Below are 24616 nucleotides of genomic sequence, written 5' to 3'. Positions count from 1 at the left end.
CGTCAGTACGGCACATGGGTGGGGAAGGTGGCGGTGGGGCTGAACAGGGCCGCGTACCCCTCCTCGTGGTGGTGACGGCGGTGCCGCCCGGACCGGCCGGTCTCGGCGACCGGCGTCGCGAGCGTGAGCAGGCCGTCGTTGGCGAGCTCCTGCACCCGCATCAGCAACGTCCTCACATCCAGGCCGAGTTCGGCCGCGACGGTGTGCAGGTCGAGGCCGGACTCCCAGCTCCACAGCAGCACGGAGTCCATGCTCGACGACCAGGCGGCCGCGTTCACCGGCTCACCCTGCGCCGGCTGCGGCACCGGTGATGCCTGGGGCGCCGGGGCGGACTGGTGCGGCTGCGGCATCTGGGGCGTCACGGGGACGGGCGCGCGGGCATGGGCGGGCGCCGGGTTCAGCGCCGGGGTGCCGGCCGCCGCCGGGGGAGCGGCCGGCATCGGCGGAACCACGGGCGCCGGGGGAACGGCCGCGGCCGGGCGGGGCGCCGCCTCGTCCGGAGTCCCGCCCTCCGGCGCGGCGGCGGGCCCGCTCGGGGTGGGGCCCGCCGCCGGTGAGGACCGGCCCAGCAGCTTCTCGGCGATGGACCGCGCCGTGCTGCGGCCGACCGTCCGTCGCGCTAATCGCACTTCGCGCTCGTTCAGCCCCATCAGATCCGCGATCGATCCGTCGTCACCGACCGCGACGGCGAAGGCGGCCAGCGTCCTGCTCCGCTCCGCCCGCATCTCGTCCAGCAGTGCCTGAGCCCGGCGCATGCGCTCGTCACTGGCGCAGAAAGCTTCCGCCAGGACGCTGTTCCGTTCCCAGAAATCTCGTGGTTCCACGAGAGGGACAACGCGCCGCGGCCCCCGGGGAACGGATGGATGAGCCAAAAGCGCTCGAATGGACCAACGCGGTCGCACTGGTGCTACGAGTCGGCCTTATGGGCCGGACGGGTGGGGAGCGGCCGGGCGCGATGCGGCCGACGGGAGGCGCACGCCGGGGGCGCGCCCGGCGCGCTGGGCCCGGCGGACGGCGTACGGCGCGAGCAGGCCGGTCACGGCGAACAGGGCGCCGACGACGTACCAGCCGGGGCGGCCCCAGGTGATGCAGAGCGGGATGAGCAGGGTCGGCCCGACGGCCTCGGACAGGCCCGCCCCCAGGCCGAACACGCCGAGGTACTGACCGGTGGCGTGCTCCGGGGCCAGCGCGAAGGACACCTCGAACCCCGCCGCCGAGTGCCACAGTTCACCGATCGTATGGACCACCACCCCGGCCATGAGCAGGGTCACCGCGATTGGGGCCGATGCCCCCGCGGCCAGCGGGATCAGTGCGCAGGAGACGAGGAAGGCCACTCCTGCGCGGCGGTAGGCGCGGGCGCCGGCCGGGGCGGAGTCGATGCTCCGGCCCGCTCTCACCTGGAGGGTGACGACGAGGACGGTATTGACGAGCATGGTGCCCGAGACGAGCCAGTGCGGGGCGGCTGTCGCCGTGACCAGCCAGAGCGGGACGGCGACGGTGAGCACCTTGAACTGGATGGCCATGATGCCGTCGAGCGCCGTGATCAGCAGATACGGACGGTCCCGCAGGGCGGTCGGGCGAGGGCCCCCGGTGGCGGGCGCGGGCTCGACCGGCGGCAGGGGGAACAGCATGGCGGCGGAGGCGGCGAAGGAGAGTGCGTTGCCGATGACCAGGAGCTGGTACGCGGAGTGGGTGCCGACCTGCACGACCCAGCCCGCCAGCAGGGCGCCCAGGGAGATGCCGGTGTTGGAGACCGCGCGGAGGTAGCCGCGGAACTCCTGGGGGCGGTCGCCCCCGTACCGCCGGATGAGCGGGGAACGCGCGGCCAGTCCGGCCGCCTTCGCCGCCGTGGCGACGGACACGGCGAGGACGAACGGCCAGAAGCGGTCCGCCAGCAGGAACCCGGCGGTCGCCACCGCCTGCACGACGAGGGTGGCCAGGTAGACGCCGCGCGCCCCGTACCGGTCCGCGAGCTGGCCGACGACGATGCCCGCGGCCAGCGAGAAGAGGCCCGCGACGGCGAGCCCGATGCCCACCTGGCCGGCCGGAAGGCGGACCGCCTGGGTGAAGTAGAGGACTCCGGCGGTCAGATAGAGGCCGCTGCCCACGGTGTAGACGAAATTGGAGGCGGCGATGACGCGCTGGGGTCCGGTGGGCGGCAGTAATCCGGGCATGGCGGTGCTCCGCTCCCTCATGAGGCGGTAATGGTCACTAGAGGCTAGTGCTCATTACTCGCGGAGGTAAGGGGAACGGCCCGCCCGTTCACCGGCTCCCCGGCCGGACGGGAAAAGCCCGCACCCCGTACCGGACGCGGTACGGGGTGCGGGCGGAGGGAGAGCCGGGGGACGGCTCAGTACCAGTGGTTGGCCTGCCAGAACGACCAGGCGGCGCACGGGCTGCCGTAGCGGGAGTTCATGTAGTCCAGGCCCCACTTGATCTGGGTCGTGGGGTTGGTCTGCCAGTCGGCGCCGGCCGAGGCCATCTTCGAGCCGGGCAGGGCCTGCACCAGGCCGTAGGCGCCGGAGGAGGCGTTGGTCGCGGTGTGGTTCCAGCCACTCTCGTTCTGGACGATGTTGCTGAAGCACTGGTACTGCGCGGCGTCACCGATCATCGCCTGCGCCGTGGCCTGCGCTCCCGTCGTGACGGTGGTCGGCGCGGCCATGGCCGGGGTGACCCCGAGGGCCACACCGGTGGCACCGAGGAGAACGGCGGCGCCGGCGACGGCGGACGTGCGACGGGAGTTGCGGGGCTTGGCGAGGAGGTTACGGGCGAACGACACAGAGGAACCTAACGTTCGGGTACGGGGGAAGTCGCGGCCGGTCCGGATCGTCCGGGTGGACCGGGCTTCGTCGACCGGGGTCCGATCGGGCGGACCCTGCGGTGCTCGGCGACTCATCCAGTGATAGCGAGGCCGCCGGGCCGCCGCAACGACCCCCGGTACGAGCCCGCCTCGCACCAAGGGCCGCCCGGCCCGCCGGCCGCCCGCCCTCGCCCCCGGGCCGTCGTCGCAGGTCGCGGCCGGTACGCGACCGGGCCGCCCGGCCCCGCCGCCGCCACTAACCCCGGTAGGAGAGGACGAAGGTCCTGTGGGAGCCCTCACGCGCCGGGAGCGTCGAATGTGACCCGCGCCTCGAAGTTGGCCCGCCTGGTCGCCCGCCGCAGCGCCTTCAGCAGCGCCGGACCGACGGCCAGCGTCAGCACCGCCGTCAGCACCGCCCGCCCCAGGTCCCAGCCGAGCGACGTCGCCAGGCAGTACGCCAGGAACCGGACCAGGTTCTCCGCCAGCGGATCGCCCGCGTGGAAGGAGACCCCCGACCCCGTCGGCGGCACCGTCACCCAGCCGAACAGGTTCATCACCGTGCCGTACGCGAACGACGCCACGAACCCGTACGCCGCCAGCAGCAGCGCCTCGGCCCGCCCGCGCAGCCGGTCCGCGCCGGGCAGCAGCCCCGCGCCCATCGAGAACCAGCCCATCGACAGCATCTGGAACGGCATCCACGGCCCCACCCCGCCGGTGAGCAGAGCGGAGGCGAACATCGTCACCGAGCCCAGCACGAAACCGAAGCCCGGCCCCAGGACCCGCCCGCTCAGCACCATCAGGAAGAACATCGGCTCCAGCCCCGCCGTGCCCGCTCCCAGCGGCCGCAGCGCCGCGCCGACGGCGGCCAGCACCCCCAGCATCGCCACCGCCTTGGCGTCCAGACCCGAGTCGGCGATCATCGCCACCACCACGCCGATCAGCAGCGGCAGCAGCGCGGCGAACAGCCACGGCGCGTCCTGCGCGTGCGCCGGTCCGATCCCGGGCCCGGCCAGCAGCGGCCAGCCGAACGCGACCACCCCGATCGCGCTGACCAGGACGAGCGCGGCGACGGCCCGCGGCCCCAGCCGCACCGGCCGCGCCCGGCGCACCACCGGCTCCGCCCGCCGCCCGGTCACGACGGCTCTCCCAGCGCGGTCCGCACCTGCGACACGGTCAGCCACTCCTGCGGGGCGAGGATCTTCGAGGTCTGCGGGGCGAACGCCGGGGACGAGACCACGACCTTCCGGGTCTCCCCGTCCGCGACGACCTCCCCGTCCGCCAGGATCACCACCCGGTGCGCCAGTTCCGCCGCCAGCTCCACGTCATGGGTGGCCAGCACGATCGCGTGCCCCTCGGCCGCCAGCCCGCGGACCACCCCGACCAGCCGGGCCTTCGCCGCGTAGTCCAGGCCCCGGGTCGGCTCGTCCAGCAGCAGCAGCGGGGGGCGCGCGGTCAGCACGACCGCCAGGGCCAGCGCCAGCCGCTGCCCCTCGGAGAGATCACGGGGGTGGGTCCCGTCCGGCACGTCCGGCAGCAGCTCGGAGACCAGGGCCCGGCAGCTTCCCGGCGCGGCGCCCGCGTCCCGGTCCGCCGCGGCGCACTCCGCGCCCACGGTGTCCGCGTACAGCAGATCGCGCGGCTCCTGCGGGACCAGCCCGACCCGGCGCACCATCTGGCGCGGCTCGGTACGGTGCGGGGCCCGGCCGCCGATCAGGACGGTGCCGGAGGTGGGCGCGACCATGCCGACGAGCGCGGACAGCAGGGTGGACTTGCCCGCCCCGTTCCGCCCCATCAGCGCCACGGTCTCGCCCGGCGTCACGGTCAGCGACACCTGGCGCAGCGCCTCCACCCGGCCGCGCCGCACCCCGAGCCGTTCCACCCGGGCCGCGACCTCTCCGACCGGCTCCCCGGCCCCGGTCCCGTCCCCGGCCCGCGCGCCGCGCCCCAGCAGCCGGGCCATCGCTCCCCGCCGCACCGGCGCGGCGGGGAGCGGCGACGGCGCCGCCACGGCCACCGGCCCCGGAGCGGGCGGCGCCACGTCGGCGAGCCGCTCCCGCAGCCCGCCCGCCCGGCGCCGCGCGTCGCGCACCGAGAGCGGCAACGGCTCCCACCCCGCCAGCCGGCCCAGCGCCACGACCGGCGGATGCACCGGCGAGAGCGCCATCACGTCCGCGGGCGCGCCCATCACCGGAGCGGCGCCCCGCGAGGGCAGCAGCACGACCTGGTCCGCGTACTGCACCACCCGTTCCAGCCGGTGCTCCGCCATCAGGACCGTCGTCCCCAGGTCGTGCACCAGCCGTTGCAGCACCGACAGCACCTCCTCGGCCGCCGCCGGGTCCAGCGCGGACGTCGGCTCGTCGAGGACCAGCACCTTGGGATGCGGGGTGAGCACCGAACCGATCGCGACCCGCTGCTGCTGACCGCCGGAGAGCGTGGCGATCGGCCGGTCGCGCAGCTCGGCCAGACCCAGCAGGTCCAGGGTCTCCTCGACCCGCCGCCGCATCACGTCGGGGGCCAGGCCCAGCGACTCCATGCCGTACGCCAGCTCGTCCTCGACCGTGTCGGTGACGAAGTGGGAGAGCGGGTCCTGGCCCACCGTGCCCACCAGATCGGCCAGCTCGCGCGGCCGGTGGGTGCGGGTGTCGCGCCCGTCGACCGTGACCCGGCCGCCCAGCGTGCCGCCGGTGAAGTGCGGCACCAGCCCGCTCACCGCACCCAGCAAGGTCGACTTGCCGACACCGGACGGGCCGACCAGCAGCACCAGCTCACCCTCCGGGACGGTCAGATCGACCCCCGACAGCGTGGGATGCTCCGCCTCTTCGTAACGTACCGAGACCTGCTCGAACCGGATCATCGCACCTCCTTGGAACGCGGACCGGCCACCACCGGCGGGGCCGGGGCCACCACCGCGGGCGCCAGCCCGATCAGCACCGCCGCGGCGGGCCACAACGGCAGCACCGGCGCGACCAGCGGCACCACACCCGGGTGCAGCGCCTCCCCGTCGACAGCGCCCGCCCAGATCATCGACACCGCCACCACGACCCCCGAACCCGCCACCAGCCAGGCCCGCGCCCCCCACCGGTCGGGCCGGTAGCGGGTACGGACCGAACGGGCCCCGCCGAGCCGCAGCCCGGCCATCGCCGCGACCAGCCCGACGACCACCAACGGCAGCCCGTACACCGCCCCCTGTGCGGCCAGCAGCCCGTACGTACCGGCGCAGACGCCCAGCAGCCCGCCGAGGGTCAGCACGTTCGTGGTGTGCCGGACGGCGCGCGGCACCTGGGCGGTGCGCCCGTACCCGCGCGCGTCCATCGACGCCGCCAGCGCCACCGACCGCTCCAGCGCACCCTCCAGCACCGGCAGTCCGATCTGGAGGACCGCCTTGATCCCCCCGGTCGGACGGCCCCGCAGCCGCCGGGCGGTCCGCAGCCGCAGCACATCGGCGACCATGTTCGGCGCGAAGGTCATCGCGACGACCACCGCCACCCCCGCCTCGTACAGCGCGCCCGGCAGCGACTTCAGCAGCCGGGCCGGGTTGGCCAGCGAGTTCGCCGCCCCGACGCAGATCAGCAGCGCGGCCAGCTTCGCCCCGTCGTACAGGGCGAACACCAGCTGCTCCACGCTGACCCGGCCGCCCAGCCGGATGCCCTGCGCCCAGTCGGGCAGCGGCACCTCGGGGAGGGTGAACAGCACATGCGTACCGGGGATCGGCGACCCGAGGAAGGCCGAGAACACGAGCCGCACCCCGATGACGAACAGCCCGATCCGCACGAACGTCCCGTACGAACGGGCCCACGGCGCGTCCGTACGGCGCACCGCCACGACGTAACCGGCCACCCCGACCAGCAGCCCGAGCAGCAGGGGATTGGTGGTCCGGGAGGCGGCGGTGGCGAGGCCCAGCGCCCACAGCCACCACGCCCCGGCGGGCAGCGCGTTGCTCCGGGTCGCCTCGGGGGCGCGCAGCGGGCCGCGACGGGTCAGGAGCGCGCCGCCGCCGGTGGGGGCGGCGGTCATCCGCGGCGGCGGCGGGCCTGGACGACTCCGGCGACGCCGAGGAGGAGCACGGCGCCGACACCGACGTACACCCCGGCGGACGGGCCGCCGGAGCCGTCCGGGCCACCGGCCTCCGCCCGGGGGGAGGCCGGGGCGGCGGTGGTGTCACCGGAGGCGGTGTCACCGGAGGTGGCCGGGGCGGGGCGCCCGTCGCCGGAGACCTGCTCGCCGCAGCCGGTGGCCGGGTAGCCCGCGATGCCGCAGAGCATCCCGTTGCTGTCGTAGCGCAGGGGTCGGGCGACCTTGGCGAGGGCCTCGGCGGCGCTGGCGTCGGGGGCGACCCGCGCGCAGGCGGCGCGCGGTGCGGGCGGGTTCGCACCGCCCGGGGCGTCGGCGGCCGTGCCCGGGTCGATGACCACCGCGACGCGCTTGGTGCCGGAGGTGGCCGGGGTGTCCCCGCAGATCTCCGCGAAGACGGGGGCGCGGCGCGGCTTCGCCGCGTTCCGCGAGTCCTCGCTCACCGCGAACCGGAAACCCTGCACCTCACCGTCGTCGGGCCGGACCAGCGACGGGCCCTGGGTGGCGTACGCCCAGCCGGAGCCGGACCCCTCCCAGAACGACCAGTACCGGTAACCGGCCGCCTGGGCCGGGGCCGCGCCGACCACGGCCAGCAGCGCGCCGAGGACCAGCAGCACCGCGGCGCTTCCCGCGCGCCTCACGACTGCTGGTTCTTCCGCCGGCCGCTGATCAGGAAGAACGCGCCCGCCGCGACGACCAGTCCGATGCCGATGTACCACCACACGCCGCCGATCACGTCGTCGCCGCTGTGCACCTGGTCCTTCTCCGTGGAGACGTAACCGGTGTCGGCGGACGGGTCGGGGGTGACGATGGAGGCGGGGGCGGGACCGGCCGCGTTCAGCCGGGCGACCAGGTCGACGCCGCCGAAGTCGCGGGCGTCGTCGCCGGTCGCGTGGGCGGCCAGGATGAGCTGGGCGTAGGCGGCCGGGCCGCCCTGCGCGGCCCAGTCCGCGGAGTTCTTCTTCAGCCAGGCGACCGCCCCGGCGGCCTTGTCCCGGTGGCCGGAGGCGGAGAGCGCGACGACCGCGTCCGCGGTGTTGCCGACGTCGGGCAGCGGGGTGCTGTCGTCGGAACCGGGCATCGGCGGCTGGTCGAGGTGGCCGGTCCTCGCGAGGGCGCCGGCGAGGTAGTGGGCGCCGTTCTGCGCGGCCTGCTCGGGCGTGCGCACGTCACCGGGGCGGCAGACGGGCGCCTTGCCCGGGGCGTTGTTCCCGACCGCCAGGGCCTTGCCCATGGAGCCGAGCACGGCGGCCGCGGTGGCGTCCGCGTTCGCGACGAGCTTGCCCTTCTTGTCCGGCTGATACGCGAAGGCGCCGCCGGCCTCGTCGCCGGCCGCGTCCTTGCCGCCGCACGGGATCGCCAGCGCGAGCAGCGGGTCGTAGGGCGTTTTGCCGTCCGGGGTGGTGATCTCGGACAGCCGCTGCCCCTGCCGGGCGAGGGCGCCGATCACCAGCGAGGTGGAGTTGGCGTCGCTGGGCGCGCCCGCCGTGTAGCCCCAGCCGCCGTCCTTGTTCTGTACGGACTTCAGCCAGCGCACCCCGTTGTTCACGATGTCCCCGTGGCCGCCGACCTCGACCAGCGCCTGGGTGGCGGCGGCGGTGGCGTTGGTGTCCCGCACCGTCTTGTCGTCGCACGGCACGGAGGCGTCGGGCCGGTAGGCGGCGTACGAGCCGTCGGCGCACTGCTGGCCGATCAGCCACCCCACCGACTTCGCTGCCGGGGTGACCCCTTCGAGCTTCTGCGCCAGGAAGGACAGCGACTGCCGCCACACCCCGTCGTACGTGGGGTCCTTCGTGCCGTACAGCCCGGCGGGCAGGGCGGCGGACGGCGAGGGCGTCGGGGACGGCGCGGCGACCGCGGCCGGCGCGGCGGCCGCGCAGAGCACGGCGGCGGTGGCGGCGAGCGTCGCTGCGCTGCGGCGTACGGTCATGACGGGCGGGTGCCTCTCCTGCGGGGTGAATCCGGGCAGGCACGCTCAGGCACCAGGCTCCGGCCCCGTATACCTCGACGGTGCCGACCACCGGGGGATCCGGTGGTCCGAGCCGGTCACGACCGGGACAGGGCATTCCGACTCACCGTCGGCGAGGACGGCTCACGGCTGCGTGGTCAGTGCCGGATTCGCACCGGCTTCCCCCTGAACGGGCATGATGACGACCCGCCCACTCTACCGGGCGCCCCCGAAGCCGCTTCGATGCCGTGTTCGAGGACCGTAAACGAGTGGCATGCGCAGGCGCCGGCACAGGACGATGGCGCCCATGAACGATCAACCCGCGCGCTGGACCCAGGCGACCGTCTATCCCGACATGTGGGTGGACCCGGACGACGACCCCCGGAGCGAGGAGGGTGCGAGCCCGGAGGGCGAGCTCGCGACGCTCACCCAGTTCCTGGACGACTACCGGCTGACCATGACGATGAAGTGCGAGGGCCTGGACCCGGAGCAGCTGGCCCGCCGCTCCGTCCCGCCCTCGACGCTCTCCCTGCTCGGCCTCCTGCGCCACCTCGCCGAGGACGAACGGGACTGGCGCAACTGGATCAGCGACGGCGAACCCCTCCCGAAGCTGTACGGGAAGCGCGACGCGGACTTCGACGGGGCGGTGGCCGACCAGGCCGTGATCGACGCCGCCTACGCGGACCTGGAGCGCGAGCAGGCCGCGACCGACGCCGCCCTCGCCGCCCACCCGGACCTCGGCGAGCGGCTCGGCAGGGACCGGATCTCGGTACGGGAGCTTCTGGTGCACCGCATCGAGGAGTACGCCCGCCACTGCGGCCAGGCGGACCTGCTGCGCGAGTGCATCGACGGCCGCGTGGGGCAGTAGCCCCGGCCGTTCGGGGAGCGTCCCGGAGGTCCGCCCATGCCGGTCGTACCGCCCACATCGCTCACACCGCGATGTACGCCACCGGCTCGCTCCCCGCCACCGCCTCCGCCCGCCCGAGCTTCACCAGCCGCCGCAGATGCGCCTCGGCCTCCGAGACCGCGATGTTCCGCGAGCCGTGCGGAATCCGCTCCCAGGGCCGGTTCCACTCCATCCGCTCGGCCAGCTGCCACGGCGTCAGCGGCTCGGCCAGCAGCCCGAGCAGCCCGGACAGCCGGTCCTCGTGGTGGTCCAGCAGCTCCCGCACCCGCCCCGCCGCATCGGTGAAGGCGTACTGGTGGGCGGGGAGCACCTCGGCCGCCCCGAGCCTGCCGATCCGCTCCAGCGAGTCGAGGTAGTCGCCGAGGGGGTCGGTGACCGTGGCGTCGTCCGGGTCCTCGTACAGCCCGATGTGCGGGCTGATCCCCGGCAGCAGATGGTCGCCGGAGAAGAGCCGCCCCCGCCCCGGCAGGTTCCCCGGGTGCTCCTCCTCCAGATGCAGACAGACATGGCCCGGCGTGTGCCCCGGCGTCCAGATCGCCCGCAGACCGCGCCCCGCCAGGTCCAGCAGCTCGCCCGGCACGATCTCCCGGTCCGGCACGGCGGCCCGCAGCCCCGGCAGCGTACGCATCCGCTCCCCGGCGGCCGCCGCCTCCCGCAACGGCGCGAGATGCTCCTCGGGCGCGCCGACCGCGCTCAGCTTCGTCACGAGATACGTCATCCACGTCCCGGGCCGGGAGGCGCGGGTGCGGCGCACGATCGCGGTGTCCGCCGCGTGCATGGCGATCCACGCCCCGGACGCCTCCCGCACCCGCCCGGAGAGCCCGTGGTGGTCCGGGTGGTGATGGGTGATGACCACGCCATGGATGTCGGACACCGCCGTCCCGACCGCCTCCAGCCCGGCGACGAGGGTGTCCCACGCCTCCGGGTCGTCCCAGCCGGTGTCGATCAGCACCGGACCCCGGCCGGTCTCCAGGACGTGCACGAGCGTATGGCCCAGCGGATTGTCGGGGATCGGCACCTTGATGCTGTGCACGCCCCCGCCGTGGTCGGTCACCTGCGTCACGCGGTCCCCCATCTCTCCCGGCGAGCCGCGGCGAACCGCCCGCCCCACCGCCTGTCGGGCCCAACGCCCCTACTGTAACGAGAACTTGTTCCAGTAGTAGCCCTGGTCGACCAACCGCTGTCCGGGCGCGCGCCCGTGGACTCCTGGAACTGGAACTGGTATCAGTTCTGACGAGTAATCAGTTCACTTATCGGTGCGCGGGAGGCGGCAGGCCATGACCGAGCTAGTCGAACACGGGAAGCTGTTCATCGGCGGTGAGTTGGTCGATCCGCAGGGCCGGGACGTGATCGAGGTCGTCTCGCCCCACACCGAGCAGGTCATCGGCCGGGTGCCGCACGCCTCCGAGGCGGACGTGGACCGGGCCGTCGCCGCCGCGCGCCGGGCCTTCGACGAGGGGCCGTGGTCCCGGACGAGCCTGGACGAGCGGATCGCGGTGGTGAGCCGGATCAAGGACGCGTTCGCCGCCCGGTACGAGGAGTTCGCCCGGGTCATCAGCGCCCAGAACGGCACCCCGTACACGTCGAGCGTCATGGTGCAGGCGCTCGCCGCGATGATGGTGTGGGACTCGGCGCTCACCGTCGCCCGCGACTTCCCGTACGAGGAGCGGCGGGCCGGGGCGCTCGGGCCGCTGCTGGTGCGCCGGGAGCCGGTCGGGGTGGTCGCGGCCGTGGTGCCGTGGAACGTCCCGCAGTTCACCGCCGCCGCCAAGCTCGCGCCCGCGCTGCTGGCCGGCTGCTCCGCCGTGCTCAAGGTCTCCCCGGAGACCCCGCTGGACGCCTATCTGCTGGCGGAGATCGTCGCCGAGGCGGGGCTGCCGGAAGGGGTGCTGTCGATCCTGCCCGCCGACCGGGAGGTCAGCGAGTACCTGGTCGGGCACCCGGGCGTGGACAAGGTGTCGTTCACCGGGTCGGTGGCCGCCGGGCGCCGGGTGATGGAGGTCGCCTCCCGCAACCTCACCCGGGTCACCCTGGAACTGGGCGGCAAGTCCGCCGCCGTGATCCTGCCCGACGCCGATCTGGACGCGGCCGTCGCGGGCATCGTCCCGTTCGCCTGGATGATCAACGGCCAGGCGTGCGTGGCCCAGACCCGCATCCTCGTACCGCGCTCCCGCTACGACGAGACGGCCGAGGCGTTCGCGGCGGCGGCGGGCGCGCTGAAGGTCGGCGACCCGCTCGACCCCGCCACCGAACTGGGCCCGCTGGTCGCCCGCCGCCAGCAGCAGCGCTCCCTCGACTACATCCGGACCGGGCAGGACGAAGGCGCCAAGATCCTCACCGGCGGCGGCCGCCCGGCCTCCCAGGAGCGCGGCTGGTACGTCGAGCCGACCCTCTTCGGCGACGTCGACAACTCCATGCGCATCGCCCGCGAGGAGATCTTCGGCCCGGTCATCTGCCTGCTGCCGTACGGCGACGAGGACGAGGCGGTCAGGATCGCCAACGACTCCGAGTACGGCCTGAGCGGCAGCGTCTGGACCGCCGACACCGAGCACGGCATCGACATCGCCCGCCGCGTCAGGACCGGCACGTACAGCGTGAACACCTTCAGCCTCGACATGCTCGGCCCGTTCGGCGGGTACAAGAACTCCGGCCTGGGCCGGGAGTTCGGCCCCGAGGGGTACGGCGAGTTCTTCGAGCACAAGATGATCCACCTGCCCGCCGGATACGGGGAGGCGTGATGGGGGACCGCTGGTCCGTGGAGGTCGACCGGGGCGTCTGCATCGGCTCCGGCATGTGCCTGAACCACGCCCCGGGCCGCTTCGCCCTGGACACCGCCCGCCAGTCCCACCCGGTGGACGCGGAGACCGACGCCGACGAGAAGGTCCTCACGGCCGCCGAGGGCTGCCCGGTCGAGGCGATCACGATCACCCTGACCGGCTCGGACGAGGTGGTGTTCCCGCCGGAGGAGTAGGCGGGGCGCATCGAGCGGGAGGGCCCGTGGCGGAGTACGTCCGGTACGGGCCGCCCCCCCCGGCCGCCGCGTTCGGCCGGGGTTCGCCCGCATACGGGAGCCCGGGGCCGTCCGGCGCGATCACCGGCACCCGCGAGGTCTTCCCGCGGGCCGGCTCAGTGTGCGCCCGAGCGGGCGAGCCGGAAGCCCACGTCGTCGACCCGGAACGTCGGGTGGCTGCGACGACGGGCCGAGGCGCGGCAGCTCCAGTGCTCGTCGAACCAGCCGCCGCCGCGCAGCACCCGGTAGCTCCCGTACACCTCGGCGTCGTAGACGTCCCAGCACCAGTCCCAGACGTTGCCCAGCATGTCGTGCAGCCCCCACGCGTTGGGCTGCTTGCCGCCCACCTCGTGGACACGGTCGTCCGCGTTCTCCCGGTACCAGGCGATCGCGTCCAGCTCGCCGTGGCGCGGACCGGTCGTACCGGCGCGGCAGGCGTGCTCCCACTCGGCTTCGGTGGGCAGCCGGTAGCCGTCGGCGCTCCCGTCCCACTCGACGCGCTCGTCGGAGGTGTCGTCGGGGAGGCGGTACGCGGGCGTCAGCCCCTCGCTCAGCGACAGCGCGTTGCAGAACCGCACCGCGTCCCACCAGGACACGGACTCGACGGGCAGCCGATCCCCGCACGCGGCGCCCGGCCGGCCGCCGGTGATCCGCGCGTACAGCCCCTGGGTGACGGGCACGGACGCGAGCCGGTACGGAGCCAGCTCGACCGCCCAACTGCGCCGCGTACGCCGGTCCGACAGCGTCACCGTCCCCGGCGGAATGCCGACCAGCTCGGTTCCCCGACCCGTATGCGTCCCCATGACCGGGGAGCCTAACGGCTGTCCAGGCTGCCGCTTGCGCGGGAAGGACGCATGCACGCGCCGCCGAGGAACGGTACGGGCGCGGAGTCGGCCCGCACCGGAACGCCTCCGGTACGGGCCGAACTGGTGGTTCCGTGCTGCTGGGATCAGCTCAGCGCCTGCAGGCCCAGCCAGCCGGTGGTGCCCACGGAGACCCCGCTGCCCGAGATGTTCGGGTGGAAGCGGAGCAGGTCGTCACTCCCGGTCGCCCAGAGACCGGCCCCGGAGTCTCCCGCACCACCCGGGGCGGCCGCGATCAGCGGCCGGTCGGCAGGCGCCCAGCCGGTACCGAGCACGATGGAGGCCGTCTCGTCACCGAGCCCCTCGCCGGAGCCTCCGGTGCCCTCGAAAAGGCGCAGCTGACCGGTCTTCCTGTCACGGGCGATGAGGTCCACGTGTCCGTTCCCGGTGCGGTCTCCCGGAGCGACCAGGTCGTAGTCGGCCCAGGGGCCCTCACCGATCAGGACCGGGTCCCGGTCCGCGTCGAGGTAGAGGGACGGGGAGCCGAAGTAGAGCCAGAGCCGGTCGCCCTCCTTGACCAGGAGGTCGGGGAAGCCGGGAGCGTCTGCCGTGCCGTCGCCGTCGAAGTCCGGTGGCCCGTCCACGTCCCCGATCGCGAGGATCTGGTCCGCCGTCGCCCAGTGGTTGTTGCTCTCGTCGAAGACCTGGAGCTGTTCCGCACCGTACTGGCAGGACGGCGACTGCTCGTCGGCCTGTTCGCCGAGTTCTGAGCAGGCGAATCCCGACCCGTTGTTGGGGAACAGGTACAGCGACTTCCCCCCGTTGCCGGGATGCGCGGCGATCAGGTCTTCGTAGCCGTCTCCCGTCCAGTCGCCGCGATGAGTGAGGGAGGCCCCGCTGAAGTCGCCGCTCCCGCCAACGGTGCCGGCTCCGACGCTGCCGTTCCCCTCGCCCGGGTAGAACACCAGCTTGCCGTCGGTGCGTACGCCGTAGAGGTCGGCGATTCCGTCGCCGTCGAGGTCACCGGGCCCGTTCGGGGCGGAGGAGTTGTCAGCGTAGAAGAGGTAATGAGTGAGGTCCGACCGGTTGTCGGCGGCATCGAGGCTGCGTACGTTCAGCGTGTGCGGGCCCGCCGAAGGCGGCGTGAGAGTGATCTCGCCGTCCTTCCTTCCATCACCGTCGAGATCGGCGGTGGGCACGACGGAGCGGACGGTGGGGTCCCAGTCGGTCCAGTACTGGTACGACACCACGTCGTCGGCACCGCCGTCGCCGATGACGAACGTGCCGGGCTTTCGGGCCTGACCGGTCTCCGTCGGCCAGCCGTCCGAACCGTCGGGGAAGTCGGTCGACTTGACGGTCGGCGGTGAGCTCGGGCGGCCGGGGTCGAAGGCGAACCGGCAGCCGGGTCCGCCGGCGTCCGGTGTCCAGGCGGACCGGGACGTGCTGTTCTCCGCCCGGACCCGCCAGGAGAAGTCGCCGTCGGCGGTGGTGAGGTACTGCCGCAACGTCTCCTTCGGCACTCTGAGCGAGGCCACCGTCCCAGAAGTCGCCGGGACCACGGCGCTGACGATCAGAGCGCCGTCGGAGTCGTTGTCGGGGTGATGCCCCGTCGCCCACAAGTCGAACCGGGCGTTCAGTGTGCCCCCGTCGGGGGCGCCGACCCCGGCGTGGAGCGTCACGTCCGTGTTGCCGAGGGAGACGAAAGGGGCCGAGGTCCGGCAACCGCCGGAGCTGGGACCGGTGTCCAGCCCGGTCGGGGCGTCGGGCGCGGTCGCGGGGGACTGGCCGACCCTTGGCGCCCTCCCGCCCCGCGAGCCGTCGGATGCCTCCGCGTGCTGCGGCAGGGCGAGGGCGAGCGCCAGCGCGAAGGCAAGCGAAGCCGTCACACCCTTCATGTTTATTTGCCTGGTTCTCCCTCTGGGAGCATGCATGGAGTGAAACCCCTTTCCGGCCTGGTCGATATGCACCCTAGAGCGTGTGGAAAGTGTGAGGAATGTGGATGCATGATGTCGATCATTGCCATCCGGGGCGGGTGCGTGTGGCCCGAAAGCGCCCATCAAGTGTGCGTTTCGCGCTGAAAAAAGCCGGACAAAAGTGTCTATTTATTCCTCTATATCTGGCGTGTAAGCGTCGATGTTTCGCCACGCCTCGATGTGAACAATGCGAGGGGCAGCGCGCCCGGTCGGCCGCCAATGATCCGCTGCGTACGCCGGTCCGACAGCGGCACCGTCCCCGGCGGAATGTTGACCGGTTCGGTTCCCTCACCCGTATGCGTCCCCATGACCGGGGGCCTGACCCTGGGCTTTCACGAGCCAGCCTCTCCGGGGCCTGATCGAGCAGATGGGTAGCAGCTCGGACCTGCAACGATGGGCGTGCCCGTCTGTCCGCTGTATAAGCGCTGGTCGCGGGTGCGGGCTGTGCGGGACGCTGGGTACATGCCTCGACGTCTCATGTTCGTGCAGTTGAAGTCTGGTCATGACACCGACCGTGGTCCCTCGTGGATCGGATGGGTGGACTTCTCCAAGACTTGGAGCACCGCGTATTTTCAGGGAAGGACACTGCGCCGGGCGGGCGGGATGTTCGACGCGAACTTCTACGACACGCAGACCAATGAGGAGTTCTGGGTCTCCGGCCCGAAGCGGGACCGCTCCGACACCCGCTTTGGCCCGTCCAACCCGGAAGTCGAACCGGATGCCGTTGAGACCTATCACGCGTTCCTGGATGGCGCGGCCCTGCCAGGGCGGGAGAAGGGCTGACCCGGGCTCCCCGTGAGTGGCGAGGGTGACGCCGGGTGACTCGCGCGCCAACCTTGAACGACGGGATCAGCTCCTGAGAGCCTGCTGACGTGTGACCGCTCCTCTGGATCGGGAGCGGTTTGCGTACTACCAGTCCCGCCAGGCACTCACGGTCCAGAAGACCGCGAAGCCCGTCCACACGATGGCGAAGCCCCAGGCCACGGGGTGGCCGCCGAACAGCGCCATGTAGCCGAGCCAGCCGACCCCGATGGCCACGAACAGCATGCCGAAGTTGGGGAAGGCGAAGAGTCCGGAGAGTCGCCCGCTCAGCAATGCCCATGCGCCGCCCGCCAGGATCAGGCAGCCCAGTGCGAGCCATGGGAGAACCGCTTGCTGCGCGGAGGGCGGGTAGGAGTCGATGTGGCCGCGAACCCTCAGCTCCACGACGTCCTCCTGCCAGAGACGGACTTCGGCGTGGTCACCCTTCCTGGCGTCGTCGTACGTCGCCGACGCCACGCCCAACCAGGTGGTGTCCTCAGGTCGTTGGACCTTCAGTTGGTAGTACGTCGTACAGGTCGTGCCACCGCTTCCCCCGCCTGCGGTGGTCACTCCGCCGGCCGTTACTCCGCCGGCGCCACCGGCGGTGTTCATACCGCCCCCGGCCGTGATGCCTCCGGTGGCGATGCCTCCCGTCGTGCCGCCGCTCGTGCTGTTGGACGTGCAGTGCTCACCCGTCCGCCGGTCGAGCACCGTGCCCGCCTCACGCCGCACGCACGGTTCTCCCTCGTCCGCGTTTCCGCTCCGGTCCCCGCCCTGGCAGACCGGTGCGTCGCGGTACTCCATGGTCGCTCCGAAGTCTTCGGTGACCTGCTGACCGCAGAGCAGGACCCCCCACACGGCCGCGAGGACGAGCAGCCCCCGTAACCAGTGGGGCAGCCGCGCGCGGTACCAAACGTTGCCGTACCCCCTTGTTTTCACCCAGCGGTAATCCCCGTTCGGCTGAGTTCTCATGCGCCGGCCCCGCCACGGAACGTCATGCAAGAGCCAGAACGGACGGGTTGGAATGCCGACCGCCACTGTCGGAGTGCCGGACGTCGAGCGCCCCAATGCGCGTGCGGTGGGTGATCGGATCGGAGGAGACTGCGCGGATGAGTTCCTCGGTTCCCCTCTCCCGGACGCCTCAGGCGCGGGCTCTTGGTCATGTCGCGAAGCTGGCGGCGGGGCCGCCGCTGGACCCGGCGTTGCGGGTGACGCTCAACTTCCATCCGGACCGGCTGGTGCGGGGCAGGTCGGTCCTGGACGTCATGGCCGAGGACGGGTTCTATCGCTCGCAGTTCGTCACGGGGACCAGCAATGGCGGGCTGACCGCGCATCCCGGTGGCGACCGGTGGCGTTGGGAGAGCCGGATCTTCGGCGGGGCCTACGACGAGGAGCCCGCCCACGAGCGGCCCGTGTACGGGGCGCTGGACTTCCGCCGCAAACGCGTCGGGGCCGCACCGAGGTTCGGCTCCGCGCACTTCCGGCTGGCGGCCGGGACGTTGACGCGGACCACGTTCTGCTACCCGGACAGCTTCCTCGAACCCTCGGACTTCGGGGACGCGGCCCGCATGGGGCTCATCGACCTCGCCCTCGCCGACCGGCAGGACGACCTGGACGACTACATCGAGGCACAGGTGCACGGGCCCGTACGGCCGGACCGGCATGCGGAGGCGCTGGTTCTGGACCCCTGCTACCGGGGTGGGGCCGTCGAGGAGGCGGCCTCGCGCCTGGGCTGCCCGGTGGAGTGGCACCCCGGCTTCCGGCTCACGGTCGAGGAGCTTCTCCGCCACCCCGGCTACCGGGGGCAGGAGTACGTCGACCTGGGCGTACGGCTCGCCGTCGACGGGGTACTCGATCCGCTCGTCCTCGGGAACGCGGCGCGGGACGGTCGCCACGACCCCCAGGCGGTCAAGAAGGTGTGGCACTACGTCGCGCGGTTCGGGGCGCCCGGAAGCGAGGGGTGACACCTCTCACGGGTCGTGGCCGGTGAGCCGTGGCCCCTCCCCGGTACACCCTGGTCGGCGCCGGGCGCCATGATGGGGAGTCGGGGTGCGTCGGAACGACAGGGGAGACGGGATGGCTCGGGCGCGCAAGGGGTTGGCTCTGGTCGGGGTGGTGGCCGTGGTGTCGGCGCTGGTGGCCGGGTGCGGCGGCGGAGGGGGTGGGGACGCGAAGCCCGCGGTGGGCAAGGCGCTGGCCCAGGGGGTGGAGAAGCGGTGCGGGCACTACCTCAAGGCGGAGACGGTGGCCACGGCGCTCGGTGACAACGACTTCGACCAGGCCGTCGGGGGCTTCAAGGACGGAAAGGGGTCGTGCGTGGTGTTCGTCTCGGCCGTCGAGGCGGGGTACGGGACGGACGGGCCGCACCGCACGGCCGCGAAGGTCTCGCTGGAGATCCTCGACTGGGAGCGCCGCGTCGGCTCGGACGACTACGCCGGCGAGCACTGCCGCGACACGACCGCCGCAGGGGTCACCAAGACCTTCCGGGGCCCCGGGAAGATTTGTGTCGTCTACCGGGCCGACCCGCCCGACGCCTTCCTGGTCGGCGGCAGGCTCCAGGCGAACGCCGACGAGGGGACGGCGCTGCTCACGGTCACCGTCGACGGCGTGGACCACGCGTTGGAACAGGACCGGGAGCACGCCCTCCAACTCCTCGCCGAGGCCCGCGCCGTGGTCCGCGCCAGGCACGCCAAGGCGTGAGGCGGCCGACGCCCGGTCAGGCGTAGCGGCTCAACAGGCCCTCCACGTAAGCCTCCAGGCGGTGCGCCAGTACCCCGGGCGTCAGGTCGGTCCGGCCCAGTTCGCGCCAGGGGCCGGCCAGTTTCGCCGCGTCGGGGCAGTAGTGCAGGGCGTCCAGCAGCCGCCAGTACAGGTGGTCGGGGCCGTCGGCGAGGCCGTGTCCGCCCCGGGCCTCGTACCGGTCGCGGAAGTCCAGCCCGTACGCCGGTCCGTGCAGCAGGGCGAGCGCGGTCGAGCAGTGCGCCACGTCCAGGTCGGCGGGGCCCCACGACGTCTCGACCCAGTCGACGACGCCGGTGATCCGCAGGTCGGGCCCGGTCCCCGAGAAGAGGACGTTGCCGGGGTGGAAGTCCCGGTGCAGGAAGCGGCCCTCGTACGGCGGTGGATCGCCGCGGAGCAGGTCCAGGGCCCGCTCCCACAGGGGGCCGTCCGGGGTGCGGAGGTGCTCCGGGGGCGTCCACGCCTGGTAGGTGCGCGGGCGTACGGCCGGGACGACGGCGTGGACGCGGACGAGTTGGGCGGCGAGCAGGTCCAGGCGCCGGTCGAGGTCGTCCCCGTCGACGCGGACCCGGCCCGGCAGCGCGGACATCAACAGGGCCGGGTGGTCGCAGTGTTCGGCGGTGGCGTCCACGGCGACGAGGCGGGGCGCGGGGATGGAGCCCTCCCCGGCGAGCAGGGTCAGGACGGACGCCTCGCGGTCCAGCAGTCCGGGCCCGTGGCGGCGGAAGAAAGGCTTCACGAAGGTGCGGTGCACCAGGTCCGTGCCGTCGTCGAGGGTGAGGCGGCGCATCTGGGCGCTCCAGCCGCCGGACAGGGGGCGGGAGCCGGTGACCGAGCGGCCGGGGCCGAGCTGCGCGGCCACCCAGGCGCGGGTCGCCGTCCAGCCCCGGTCGCCCAGGCCGGTCAGCACCGCCGTCACGAACTCCCGGCAGTCGTCGGTGTGGTCACGGAACCACAGGCCCAACTGGTGCGACGCGTCCGGCAGATCGAACCGGGTGTACTGGGCGCGTGCGGCGAGCGCCTCCTGGACGGCCTCCGTCACCGCCGCCGGGATCACCTCGTCCGTGCCCGGTACGGCGAGCACCGCCCGGCCCTCGTACGCCCGTAGCGCCTCGAACGCGGGCGCCTCCCGCCAACTGCCCGGCCGCCGGATGATCTCGCTGAACCGGCCGTTCCCGTCGCCGAAGGGCTCGTCCCACGCCTCGGCGGCGTACACGGCGGGCGCGCACAGCCCCAGCGCCGCCACCCGGTCCCCGTAGTGCCGGACGAGATCGGCCACCGTCTGCCCGCTCATGCTGAACCCCACCAGGGCCAGTGGCCCGTCCGGCCCCGCGTACGCGTCGATCACGGAGACCGCCTGCTCGAACCGGTGCCGCAGGCTGAGTTCGGGGAGCTTCCCGGTGCTCCCGCCGTGCCCGGAGAAGTCGAAGGCGACCGCCCGGCAGCCGTGGGCCGCGAACTCCCGTGCCAGCGGCAGCAGTCGCTCCTTGCTGCCGGTGCCCGCACCGTGCAGCAGTACGGCGGTGGCCCTGGACGGCTCGCCGCCGTGCACGCCGCTCAGCCGTTCGCCGCCGTGGATGTGCGTGAAGTCGAGGAGCATGCCCCCCATTCACTCATGGCCGCCTCCGGCCCGTGGCGGGGGCGGATGGTACGCCGGGGATCCATGGCGGGTGCCGGGTCGATTCCCTTGTGCCGGAATTTAACCTAATTTTCTTGTCGAATTTTATACGTGCATGGTACATGCGGTCTGGATGCGGGTGTTGTGGGCGGCGTCGGGGGTCGCGGCGGAGGGAAAGGGGTGAAGTGCCTTTGTGGGGCTTATCTTTCGGTCAAAAAGTGGACGCGGAATGTTCAATCTCTGATCAAGAAATCCGCGGATCAGGTGGTTCCGGATTGTTGCCCGAGTGGGGCGGTTGGGCTTCGGCCTGGGGTTATGGCTGTGAGTTGCCTGTTGATCGCACTCCGCAATCGCCTTGCGCCGATGCCTTTGCGTCACGGTCGGGCGTACCGTCTCAACAGATTGTTGATCAAGATCCACATCCTCCGGACGAGGTGATGTGGATGAATTCGGCGCGCCCTTATTCGCCGTGTCTCAGTCATGTCTCAAAGGAGAGAAGACGTGCCCGCAGCAGAACAGGCGGTGCGGATACGGGGCCGGGTACTTACCCGTGACGGAACGGTTCCGGGGGCCGGGGCGGCGCAGTTGCGCGGCATCGCTCAGGTGGTGCTCGTCGGCAGTCCGTGGTCCGGGCTGCTCTTCGCGCTCGCCCTGTTCACCGGCGGATGGCGGCTCGGGGTGTTCGGGCTGCTCGGGACCGTCGCGTCCACCGGGGCCGGGGCGCTGCTCGGGGCCGACCGGACGGGGGCGGCGCAGGGCCTCCAGGGCTACTGCGGCTGCCTGACCGGCCTCGCCCTGATGCTCCGGCTCGGCGCCTCGTGGCGGACGGCCGTCCTGGTCGTGCTCGCGGCGGCGGTCTGCGCCGTGCTGAGCGGGGCGGTGGGAAGGCTGTTCACGCCCCTCGGGCTGCCCGTGCTGACGGCCCCGTACTGTCTGGTCGTCAGCGCCCTGACGGTCGCGCTGTCCAAGGGGCCGGTCACCGTCGGCGCGACCGCGCGCGTGCCCGGATTCACCGGGCTGAGCGCTGCCGATGCCGGGCGGGCGCTCTGCGCCAACATCGGCCAGATCTTCTTCCTCGACACCTGGTACGCGGGCCTGATCGTGCTCGCCGGTCTGCTCGTCGCCTCCCGGACCGCGGCGCTCGCCGCGGTGGCCGGCAGCGCCGTCGCACTGGTGACGGCCTGCGCGGCCGGACTGCCCGCCGCCTCGATCACCGACGGGTTGTACGGCTACAACGCGGTGCTCTGCGCCGTCGCCCTGGGAGCCGTCTTCCTGACCCCCACCGTCTGGACCGCGGGGTACGCGGCACTCGCCGCCGCCGCCACGGTTCCCTTCGCCGCCGCCTGGGAAGTGTTCGCCCAGTCGTTCGGCACCACCCCCTTCACCTGGCCGTTCACCGTGACGACCTGGCTCTTCCTGGCCGCGGGACCGGTACTGGACCGGCCCGGCATCTCCTTCGAGAAAGCGACGTGACGTCATGAACCTCGCACCCCGGGAAATCGACAAGCTCCACGTCTACGTGGTCGCCGACCTGGCCCGGCGCCGCAGGGATCGCGGGACCAAGCTCAACTACAGCGAGGCCGCCGCGCTGATCACCGAGGCCGTGCTGGAGGCCGCCCGCGACGGCCACACCGTCGCCGAGTGCATGGAGCTGGGCCGCCAGGTCGTCTCCCGGGACGACGTCATGCCCGGCGTACGGGAGATGCTCACCGTCCTCCAGGTCGAGACGGCCTTCGTCGACGGGACGAAGCTCGTCACCTGCCACGACCCGATCAGCGCCTGAGACGCCCCACCACCACGAGGAGATACACATGTCGGGCGGAGCCCACTACCTCTACGGGGACGACCCCGTGGAGATCAACGCCGGCCGGGCCAGGACCCGGATCACCGTCTCCAACACCGGTGACCGGGCCGTACAGGTCGGTTCGCACTACCACTTCTTCGAGACCAACCGCGCCCTGCGCTTCGACCGCGAGGCCGCCTACGGCATGCGGCTCGACATCCCGTCCGGGACCGCCGTGCGCTTCGAGCCCGGCGACACCCGCGAGGTGGAGCTCTGCGCCTTCGCCGGGACCGGACGGCTCGTCGGATTCGCCGGGCTCGTCGACGGCGGGCTGACCGCCCCCGACACCCGCCGCAACGCGCTCCGCCGCGCCGCCGAACTCGGCTTCGTACACCCCGAGCCGGCCACCGAGAACGAAGCAGAGGACCGGATCTGATGGCGATCATCCCGCGCAAGCAGTACACGGACCTGTTCGGCCCCACCGTGGGCGACCGGTTCCACCTCGCCGACACCAACCTGGTCGTCGAGGTCGAGTACGACCACAACGCCGGCTCCTACGGCGAGGAGGCGGTCTACGGCGGCGGCAAGGCCATCCGCGACGGCATGGCCCAGGACCCCGCCGCGCTCAACCGCGAGGGCGCGCTCGACCTCGTCATCACCAACGTCGTGGTCCTCGACCCGGTCCTCGGCGTCGTCAAGGGCGACATCGGCGTCCGCGGCGGGCTCATCGTCGGCGTCGGCAAGGCCGGCAACCCGCACCTCCAGAGCGGCGTCGACCCCAAGCTCGTCATCGGCCCCGGCACCGAGGTGATATCCGGCGAACACCTCATCGCCACCGCCGGAGGCGTCGACACGCACATCCACTTCATCGCGCCGCAGCAGGCCCAGGAGGGCCTCTCCAACGGCATCACCACCTTCTTCGGCGGCGGCACCGGCCCCACCGACGGCACCAACGGCACCACCTGCACCCCCGGCCCCTGGAACATCCACCGCATGCTGGAAGCGGTCGAGGACCTGCCGGTCAACGTGGGGCTCCTCGGGAAGGGCAACGGCAGCCTCCCCGAGGCGCTGCGCGAACAGGTCGAGGCGGGCGTCGCCGGGCTGAAGGTCCACGAGGACTGGGGCGCCACTCCCGCCTCCATCGACACCGCGCTCCGGGTCGCCGACGAGTACGACGTACAGATGGCCATCCACACCGACACCCTCAACGAGGGCGGCTTCTACGAGGACACCCTCTCGGCGATCGACGGCCGCACCATCCACACCTTCCACACCGAGGGCGCGGGCGGCGGCCACGCCCCCGACATCATCCGGGTCTCCGGCGAGGCCAACGTGCTGCCCGCCTCCACCAACCCGACCCTGCCGTACACGGTCAACGCCGTCGACGAACTGCTGGACATGGTGATGGTCTGCCACCACCTCTCCCGCGACATCCCCGAGGACGTCTCCTTCGCCGACAGCCGGGTCCGCGCCGAGACCATCGCCGCCGAGACCGTCCTGCACGACCTCGGCGTCATCAGCATCTTCTCCTCCGACTCCCAGGCCATGGGCCGGGTCGGCGAGTCCTTCCTGCGCGCCTTCCAGACCGCGCACCACTGCAAGGACATGCGCGGCCCGCTCGACGAGGACAGCTCCCGCAACGACAACGCCCGCGTCCTGCGCTACCTCGCCAAGCTGACGATCAACCCGGCGCGGGCGGTCGGCGCGGCGGACGTGATCGGCTCCCTGGAGCCCGGCAAGCTCGCCGACATCGTGCTCTGGCCGATCCACTCCTTCGCCGCCAAGCCGAGGCTCGTCATCAAGGGTGGCATGGTCAACTGGGCGCTGATGGGCGACCCCAACGCCTCCCTGCCGACCCCGCAGCCGGTCTACTACCGGCCGATGTTCGGCACCCACGGCCGCGCCGCGCAGCGCACCAACGTGACGTTCATGTCGCAGGCGTCCATCGCCGCCGGGGTCCCCGAGGAGCTGGGGCTCGGCCGCCGCATCGAGCCCGTACGCGGCTGCCGGACCATCGGCAAGGAGCACATGGTGCGCAACGACGCGCTGCCGCGCATCGAGGTGGACCCGGAGACGTACAAGGTCACCGTGGACGGCGAGCCCGCCACCATCGAGCCCGCCGAACGGCTCCCGCTCAACCACCTCTTCTACATCGTCTGAGAA

General features: G+C 72.7%; 23 protein-coding genes and 1 riboswitch. Of the genes, 10 read left to right on the top strand and 13 right to left on the bottom strand.

Annotation, left to right across the window (positions count from 1 at the left end):
* Positions 1-2 precede the first annotated feature (2 nt).
* The 8 genes from ACF08W_RS09245 to ACF08W_RS09210 form a co-directional block, all read right to left on the bottom strand.
* Entirely contained in the window at positions 3-755 is a 753-nt protein-coding gene (locus ACF08W_RS09245; RefSeq protein ID WP_385204564.1) for a hypothetical protein, read from the bottom strand.
* Between the two features lie 165 nt (positions 756-920).
* Positions 921-2174, bottom strand: a complete 1254-nt coding sequence (locus ACF08W_RS09240) for an MFS transporter (protein ID WP_392278908.1) — start codon at positions 2172-2174, stop codon at positions 921-923.
* A 176-nt stretch (positions 2175-2350) separates the two neighbouring features.
* The gene (locus ACF08W_RS09235) at positions 2351-2779 is read right to left on the bottom strand and encodes a transglycosylase SLT domain-containing protein (RefSeq protein ID WP_385204569.1); all 429 of its coding nucleotides are present in this window, start codon (positions 2777-2779) and stop codon (positions 2351-2353) included.
* A gap of 317 nt (positions 2780-3096) precedes the next feature.
* On the bottom strand, positions 3097-3936 hold the full coding sequence (locus ACF08W_RS09230) for an ECF transporter S component (RefSeq protein WP_392278907.1): 840 nt from the start codon (positions 3934-3936) through the stop codon (positions 3097-3099).
* Entirely contained in the window at positions 3933-5654 is a 1722-nt protein-coding gene (locus tag ACF08W_RS09225) for an ABC transporter ATP-binding protein (protein ID WP_392278906.1), read from the bottom strand. Before ACF08W_RS09225 ends, ACF08W_RS09230 begins: the two co-directional genes overlap by 4 nt.
* Positions 5651-6814, bottom strand: a complete 1164-nt coding sequence (locus tag ACF08W_RS09220) for an energy-coupling factor transporter transmembrane protein EcfT (protein WP_392278905.1) — start codon at positions 6812-6814, stop codon at positions 5651-5653. The genes ACF08W_RS09225 and ACF08W_RS09220 overlap by 4 nt, the downstream gene beginning before the upstream one ends.
* Positions 6811-7512: an SCO2322 family protein gene (locus ACF08W_RS09215; RefSeq protein WP_392278904.1), complete on the bottom strand. Its 702-nt coding sequence runs from the start codon at positions 7510-7512 to the stop codon at positions 6811-6813. The genes ACF08W_RS09220 and ACF08W_RS09215 overlap by 4 nt, the downstream gene beginning before the upstream one ends.
* Complete coding sequence (locus ACF08W_RS09210) at positions 7509-8801, bottom strand: hypothetical protein (protein ID WP_392278903.1); 1293 nt, start codon at positions 8799-8801, stop codon at positions 7509-7511. Before ACF08W_RS09210 ends, ACF08W_RS09215 begins: the two co-directional genes overlap by 4 nt.
* A 130-nt stretch (positions 8802-8931) precedes the next feature.
* A riboswitch (cobalamin riboswitch) is annotated at positions 8932-9007 on the bottom strand.
* Positions 9008-9117: 110 nt separating this feature from the next.
* On the opposite strand from ACF08W_RS09210, the gene ACF08W_RS09205 reads away from it, so the two are divergent.
* Positions 9118-9687, top strand: coding sequence for a DUF664 domain-containing protein (locus ACF08W_RS09205; protein WP_385204587.1), 570 nt, complete (start codon positions 9118-9120; stop codon positions 9685-9687).
* 61 nt (positions 9688-9748) lie between these two features.
* Here the strand turns inward: ACF08W_RS09205 and ACF08W_RS09200 are convergent, their stop codons facing one another.
* Complete coding sequence (locus tag ACF08W_RS09200) at positions 9749-10801, bottom strand: MBL fold metallo-hydrolase (RefSeq protein WP_385204590.1); 1053 nt, start codon at positions 10799-10801, stop codon at positions 9749-9751.
* A gap of 202 nt (positions 10802-11003) precedes the next feature.
* Between ACF08W_RS09200 and ACF08W_RS09195 the strand changes: the two genes are divergently transcribed.
* Positions 11004-12464: an aldehyde dehydrogenase gene (locus ACF08W_RS09195; RefSeq protein WP_392278902.1), complete on the top strand. Its 1461-nt coding sequence runs from the start codon at positions 11004-11006 to the stop codon at positions 12462-12464.
* A complete protein-coding gene (locus ACF08W_RS09190; RefSeq protein WP_352279406.1) occupies positions 12464-12697 on the top strand; it encodes a ferredoxin in 234 nt (77 codons plus the stop codon). The genes ACF08W_RS09195 and ACF08W_RS09190 overlap by 1 nt, the downstream gene beginning before the upstream one ends.
* Positions 12698-12852: 155 nt before the next feature.
* Here ACF08W_RS09190 and ACF08W_RS09185 read toward each other — a convergent pair whose 3' ends face one another.
* Together ACF08W_RS09185 and ACF08W_RS09180 are read right to left on the bottom strand one after the other, a co-directional pair.
* Complete coding sequence (locus ACF08W_RS09185) at positions 12853-13539, bottom strand: SUMF1/EgtB/PvdO family nonheme iron enzyme (protein ID WP_352279404.1); 687 nt, start codon at positions 13537-13539, stop codon at positions 12853-12855.
* Positions 13540-13685: 146 nt separating this feature from the next.
* Positions 13686-15425, bottom strand: a complete 1740-nt coding sequence (locus ACF08W_RS09180) for an FG-GAP repeat domain-containing protein (protein ID WP_392278901.1) — start codon at positions 15423-15425, stop codon at positions 13686-13688.
* A gap of 624 nt (positions 15426-16049) precedes the next feature.
* Between ACF08W_RS09180 and ACF08W_RS09175 the strand changes: the two genes are divergently transcribed.
* Positions 16050-16295, top strand: a complete 246-nt coding sequence (locus ACF08W_RS09175; RefSeq protein WP_385204601.1) for a hypothetical protein — start codon at positions 16050-16052, stop codon at positions 16293-16295.
* Positions 16296-16421: 126 nt separating this feature from the next.
* Here the strand turns inward: ACF08W_RS09175 and ACF08W_RS09170 are convergent, their stop codons facing one another.
* On the bottom strand, positions 16422-17285 hold the full coding sequence (locus tag ACF08W_RS09170; protein WP_392278900.1) for a hypothetical protein: 864 nt from the start codon (positions 17283-17285) through the stop codon (positions 16422-16424).
* Positions 17286-17422: 137 nt separating this feature from the next.
* Between ACF08W_RS09170 and ACF08W_RS09165 the strand changes: the two genes are divergently transcribed.
* Entirely contained in the window at positions 17423-18277 is an 855-nt protein-coding gene (locus ACF08W_RS09165; RefSeq protein WP_385204606.1) for a DUF3626 domain-containing protein, read from the top strand.
* Positions 18278-18389: 112 nt separating this feature from the next.
* Positions 18390-19013: a hypothetical protein gene (locus ACF08W_RS09160; protein WP_392278899.1), complete on the top strand. Its 624-nt coding sequence runs from the start codon at positions 18390-18392 to the stop codon at positions 19011-19013.
* A gap of 16 nt (positions 19014-19029) precedes the next feature.
* Here ACF08W_RS09160 and ACF08W_RS09155 read toward each other — a convergent pair whose 3' ends face one another.
* The gene (locus ACF08W_RS09155) at positions 19030-20652 is read right to left on the bottom strand and encodes an alpha/beta fold hydrolase (protein ID WP_392279059.1); all 1623 of its coding nucleotides are present in this window, start codon (positions 20650-20652) and stop codon (positions 19030-19032) included.
* A 519-nt stretch (positions 20653-21171) separates the two neighbouring features.
* On the opposite strand from ACF08W_RS09155, the gene ACF08W_RS09150 reads away from it, so the two are divergent.
* From ACF08W_RS09150 to ureC, 4 genes are read left to right on the top strand one after another with little or no spacing between them, the layout of a single operon-like run.
* The gene (locus ACF08W_RS09150; protein WP_392278898.1) at positions 21172-22143 is read left to right on the top strand and encodes an urea transporter; all 972 of its coding nucleotides are present in this window, start codon (positions 21172-21174) and stop codon (positions 22141-22143) included.
* Positions 22144-22147: 4 nt separating this feature from the next.
* A complete protein-coding gene (locus ACF08W_RS09145) occupies positions 22148-22453 on the top strand; it encodes an urease subunit gamma (RefSeq protein ID WP_352279394.1) in 306 nt (101 codons plus the stop codon).
* A gap of 28 nt (positions 22454-22481) precedes the next feature.
* Complete coding sequence (locus ACF08W_RS09140) at positions 22482-22889, top strand: urease subunit beta (protein WP_392278897.1); 408 nt, start codon at positions 22482-22484, stop codon at positions 22887-22889.
* Positions 22889-24613 (top strand): urease subunit alpha, encoded by a 1725-nt coding sequence (gene ureC / locus ACF08W_RS09135; protein WP_352279390.1) that lies wholly within the window; start codon positions 22889-22891, stop codon positions 24611-24613. The genes ACF08W_RS09140 and ureC overlap by 1 nt, the downstream gene beginning before the upstream one ends.
* The last annotated feature ends 3 nt before the right edge of the window (positions 24614-24616 follow it).

Origin of the sequence: Streptomyces sp. NPDC015144 (assembly GCF_043079735.1) — a bacterium.
Lineage (GTDB): Bacteria > Actinomycetota > Actinomycetes > Streptomycetales > Streptomycetaceae > Streptomyces.
Note: the sequence above shows the minus strand (reverse complement) of the source record. Positions and strands in the feature narration are given on the sequence as shown.